Source organism: Zavarzinella formosa DSM 19928 (assembly GCF_000255705.1).
GTDB classification, from domain to species: Bacteria; Planctomycetota; Planctomycetia; order Gemmatales; family Gemmataceae; genus Zavarzinella; species Zavarzinella formosa.
On the sequence record NZ_JH636444.1, the window covers coordinates 568,317 to 568,693 of the forward strand.

Below are 377 nucleotides of genomic sequence, written 5' to 3' on the forward strand. Positions count from 1 at the left end.
TTCACCGATCGTCGGGACCGGACGGTGAGAGCAGAGTGCCTCCGGGGCCCTATTTCTTGCCTGCCTTGGGAAGCTGCGGAGCCTTTCGTTTCGCGGCCTTGGCGGGCGAGTCACCGTTGCCCTTGCCGGCTTTCGCCATCACGTCCTCGCCGACGGGGGCCACACCTTCTGCGAGCAAAGTCTCTTTGCGGCGGGCCATCTTCTCCGCGAGCGCCTCGAAGTCGAGTTTGACGCCCTTGGCTTTCGGGAGCATTTCGTCCTCTTCCTCCTTGATGTGGTGACGGACGTTCTCGGACAGCACATGGAACTTGGCTTCGAAATGGCTCTCCGAACCGTCCATCAGGTCAAGCTCCGCGATCAGAAGCTTCGCCACATGA

The 377-nt window shown here is 61.3% G+C and carries 1 pseudogene; it reads right to left on the reverse strand.

From position 1 onward, the window contains the following. Positions 1-49: 49 nt before the first annotated feature. Positions 50-377, reverse strand: a pseudogene (locus BGIM_RS53315) (hemerythrin domain-containing protein); the annotation flags it as partial.